General features: G+C 36.1%; 4 protein-coding genes. All 4 read left to right on the top strand.

Features of this window, described 5'->3' with window-relative positions:
* Positions 1-229: 229 nt before the first annotated feature.
* Positions 230-1,573, top strand: a complete 1,344-nt coding sequence (locus tag ABIZ51_02590; protein ID MEO7087665.1) for an N-acetylmuramoyl-L-alanine amidase — start codon at positions 230-232, stop codon at positions 1,571-1,573.
* Between the two features lie 28 nt (positions 1,574-1,601).
* Complete coding sequence (locus tag ABIZ51_02585) at positions 1,602-2,582, top strand: MlaD family protein (protein ID MEO7087664.1); 981 nt, start codon at positions 1,602-1,604, stop codon at positions 2,580-2,582.
* A gap of 8 nt (positions 2,583-2,590) precedes the next feature.
* On the top strand, positions 2,591-3,892 hold the full coding sequence (locus ABIZ51_02580; protein MEO7087663.1) for a (Fe-S)-binding protein: 1,302 nt from the start codon (positions 2,591-2,593) through the stop codon (positions 3,890-3,892).
* Positions 3,893-3,902: 10 nt separating this feature from the next.
* On the top strand, positions 3,903-4,668 hold a 766-nt coding region (locus tag ABIZ51_02575; protein ID MEO7087662.1), incomplete at its 3' end, for a (Fe-S)-binding protein.

Here is a 4,668-nt window from a genome sequence, read left to right as displayed (position 1 = left end):
AAAAAGGGAATCAAAAAAATATTTTTTCGAAGCACAAAAATAGAAGACGCGTAACTGCGGCTGTTCATCACAGTTATTAACAAAACAAAGGTGAAAAAAAGGAGTGTACGGGTTTTCTGACGCAAGTTTAATAGCTATTTTTGTGAAAGCCTTGTTTTTGGTGCTCAAAACTAATGAAAGTTAGACGTTCACACAAGGACAAAAGGTTAAAAAAACATAAAAAGACATTGTGCGTAAATTTATTTTAATCGGATTTATTTTTTCGTTTTTATTCGGAGATTTTGCTTTCTCTCAGCAAAAAACGTCCGACTATAAATTGAGAACCGTTGTGATTGATGCGGGTCATGGCGGCAAAGATCCTGGTTGTCATGGCATCCATTTTAAAGAAAAAGACGTTGCTTTGGGCATTTCTTTGAAACTGGGAAAATTAATTGAAGAAAATTGCAAAGATGTAAAAGTGATTTACACGCGCAGTACGGACGTGTTTGTGCCGCTCAACGAACGTGCTGAAATTGCTAATAAAAACAAAGCCGATTTATTTATTTGCATCCATTGCAATGCATCCACCAATAAAGAAGCTTTTGGTTCTGCTACGTATGTGATGGGTTTGTATAAAACGAAGGGCAATTTGGATGTGGCAAAGCGTGAGAACTCTTCTATTTTAATGGAAAGTAATTACAAAAAAACATACGATGGATTTGATCCGAATTCCGACGAAGGAAATATAATTTTTAGTATGTATCAAAATGAATATTTACAGCAAAGTCTTGATTTAGCTGCTAAAATCCAAGATCAATATAAAAACCAAGCCAATCGGGAAGATAAAGGCGTAAAGCAAGCTGGCTTTTTGGTGCTCTGGAGAACCGCGATGCCAAGCCTTTTAACGGAAACTGGATTTTTGACTAATCCCAATGAAGAAAAATTTTTAGGTTCTCAAAAAGGACAAACGTATTTGGCTTCCTCTATTTTCAGGGCTTTTAGAGAATATAAAGATGAAATGGAAGGCAAACAAATGAATACCGACGATAAAAATTTCAAAAAACCTGTTTTGAAAAAAGAAGATTTAGAACAAGATTCCATCAACGAAATGCAGCTTCAAAAAAATAATTTTCCGAAAGACACTATTCTTATTGCAAAACAAGATTCTATTCCAAGAGACACTGTCTCAATACAAAAAATAAAAAAAATCTCTCCAACAAAGAAAAAAACAAGTACCGAAAAATTAAAGACAAGTATTCAGAAATTAAAAATTGACAGTGTTCCGCTTTCTGCGCCAACAAAAGATCCCATTGTAATGCCGCCGCAAGATTCTAATGTTTTCAGAGTCCAATTTGCTTCCTTTTCCAAAAAAATTCCGTTGGACGATAAAAAATTTGACGGATTAAAAGATGTGTGGGAATATCAAGCAGGTGAAATTTATAAATATACGGCTGGGAATTTTGCTACAGCCGACAAAGCCATTGCTTTGCAAACCAAAATGCGAAAAAATGGATTTAAGGACGCTTTTGTGGTTATTTTTAAGAATGGAAAAAGAATTTCAACAAATGATGCTGCCAAATTATTAAAAAAGTAAATTTGCACTCGCATCAAAAAAAAATATTTTGAAACTCACAAAGGAAGTAAGAATAGGAATCATTGTAACAGCAGCTTTAGCACTGCTTATTTTTGGATTTAATTTTTTAAAAGGGCGAAATATCTTTTCGCATCCAAAAACGGTATACGCTCTGTACAAACACATTGATGGACTCGTAGAAGCCAATCCAGTGCAGGTAAACGGATTTAGAATTGGCCGCGTGCAAAGCATCGAAATGTTGCCAGATACTTCTGGTCGGATTTTGGTAACGTTTGTCATCAGTGATAAAAACGCGCGCATTCCAAAAAATTCTGTAGCGAAAATTATTAGCTCCGATTTGCTTGGTTCTAAAGCTATTCAGATACAATTCGGAAATGCTGCCAACTATATTCAAGACGGCGATACGATGAGTGCTGGAACGGAAGATAATTTGAAAGATGCCGTTAATAAACAAATACAGCCGTTGAAAGACAAAGCGGAGAATTTAATTTCTTCTATTGATTCGGTAATGATAGTGGTGCAATCTGTTTTTAATAAAGGCAATACAACCAATATTTCCAGAAGTGTGGAAAGTATTCGTAAATCGCTCGAGACATTTGAAAATACTTCTAAAAATTTAGATGAACTTGTGGTTTCTGAAAAAGGAAAAATGTCTGTTATCTTCAGTAACATCGAATCCATTTCTTCGAATTTGGCAAACAACAATAAAAAATTATCGAACATGATGACAAATTTTTCGTCTATCAGCGATTCTTTGGCAAAATCAAATCTGAAAAGTACCATCAACAACGCGGATATTGCGTTGAGTAATGCTGCGGAAATCATGAAAAAAATAAATCAAGGAAAAGGAAGTTTGGGTATGTTAGTGAATAACGACACGCTTTACAATAAATTACAAGGTTCTGCCGATCAATTAAATAAATTATTGGAAGATATGCGCGAACATCCGAAACGTTACGTACATTTTTCTGTTTTCGGCGGGCGAGATAAAAGCAGTTCGAAAAAATAATTTTTCAAATGGGAATTTCCAACATTTTATTTATTTTACTTTTAGCTGGAGGAATAATTTTTTTCACGATAAATGTGCGTAAAATTATTCGCAATATAAATCTCGGAAAAGATATTGACCGCAACGATAACAAGCCTTTGCGTTGGAAAACAATGGCGCGTGTGGCACTCGGTCAATCCAAAATGGTAACGCGTCCTTTAGCAGGAATTATGCACATTTTTGTGTATGTCGGATTTGTAATCATAAATATAGAAGTGCTGGAAATCATTATTGACGGTATTTTCGGGACACATCGCGTTTTTTCCTTTCTCGGAAGTTTTTATAATTTTTTAATTGGCTTGTTTGAATTTTTGGCTATTGCTACGATGTTCGGCTGTATTGTTTTTTTAATCAGAAGAAATATCGGACGCATAAAAAGATTTTGGAGTAAGGAAATGACCATTTGGCCTCGCTCCGATGCAAATATTATTTTGATAACAGAAATTTTATTGATGTCTGCTTTTTTGACAATGAATGGCTGCGATTTTTTATTACAACAATCCGGTCATGTCGCGAAAGCTGGCGCATTTCCGATTAGCAGTTTAATTGCTATTTTATTTTCAGGAATGAATCCACATTCGTTAGAAATGTTAGAAAAATCGTGTTGGTGGTTTCACATTATCGGCATCATCGCATTTTTAAATTACTTGCCTTACTCCAAACATTTCCATATTCTATTGGCTTTTCCGAATGTATATTATTCCAATCTTCAGCCGAAAGGCGAGTTTAATAATTTGGAAGCTGTTACTAACGAAGTAAAATTAATGTTCGATCCGAATGCTGCCAATGCCGCTCCGCCTGCTGCTCCTGGCAGATTTGGTGCAAAAGATGTAACGGATTTGACTTGGAAACAATTGATGGATTCCTATTCTTGTACAGAATGCGGCAGATGCACTTCTTCTTGTCCGGCTAATCAAACTGGAAAATTATTGTCGCCACGAAAAATAATGATGGATACGCGCAAAAGATTGGAAGAAGTAGGAAAAAATTTAGATAAAAATGGCGTTCCTCAGGAAGACGGAAAATCATTGTTGGGCGATTATATAACACCCGAAGAATTGTGGGCTTGCACTTCGTGTAATGCTTGTGTGCAGGAATGTCCCGTTGATATTGATCCGTTATCATTAATTGTGGAAATGCGCAGATTTTTAGTGATGGAACAATCGGCTGCGCCAAGCGGATTAAATTTAATGTTTACGAATATCGAAAACAACGGAGCACCTTGGCAATTTCCGCCAACAGACCGTTTGAATTGGGTATCTGAAAAATAATTTTTTTGAAATGGAAACAAATAATCAACCTTTAATTGTGCCTACCATGGCGGAATTTCTTGCAAAAGGAGAAGTTCCAGAAATTTTATTTTGGGTAGGTTGCCTCGGAAGTTTTGACGACAGAGCGAAAAAAGTTACGAAAGCAATTGCTAAAATTTTAACGAAAGCCAATGTGAAATTTGCTGTTTTGGGAACGGAAGAAAGTTGCACTGGAGATCCTGCTAAACGTGCCGGGAACGAGTTTCTGTTTCAGATGCAAGCAATGAATAATATCACGGTTTTGAATAATTATTCGGTAAAAAAAATTGTTACTGGTTGTCCGCATTGTTTCAATACAATAAAAAATGAATATCCCGCTTTAGGCGGAAATTACGAAGTGATTCATCACACACAATTGATGCAAGAATTATTGGATGCCGGAAAAATAAAAATAGAAGGCGGTTCATTTAAAGGAAAAAAAATCACGTTTCACGATCCGTGTTATTTGGGCAGAGGAAACAATATTTACGAAGCTCCGCGAGAAGTCATTTCTAAATTAGAAGTGGAACTTTCAGAAATGAAACGCAGTCGCGCTAAAGGATTTTGTTGTGGTGCTGGTGGCGCGCAAATGTTTAAAGATGCCGAAAAAGGAAACAAAGAAGTGAACATCGAACGCTCGGAAGAGGCGCTGGGATTGAAACCTGACGTAATTGCAACTGGCTGTCCGTTTTGCATGACAATGATGACAGATGGCGTAAAACATTTTAACAAAGAAGGAGAAACAAAAGTGATGGACG

It is taken from the genome of Bacteroidia bacterium, from assembly GCA_039924845.1.
In the GTDB taxonomy this organism is placed as follows: Bacteria; Bacteroidota; Bacteroidia; order DATLTG01; family DATLTG01; genus DATLTG01.
Note: the sequence above shows the minus strand (reverse complement) of the source record. Positions and strands in the feature narration are given on the sequence as shown.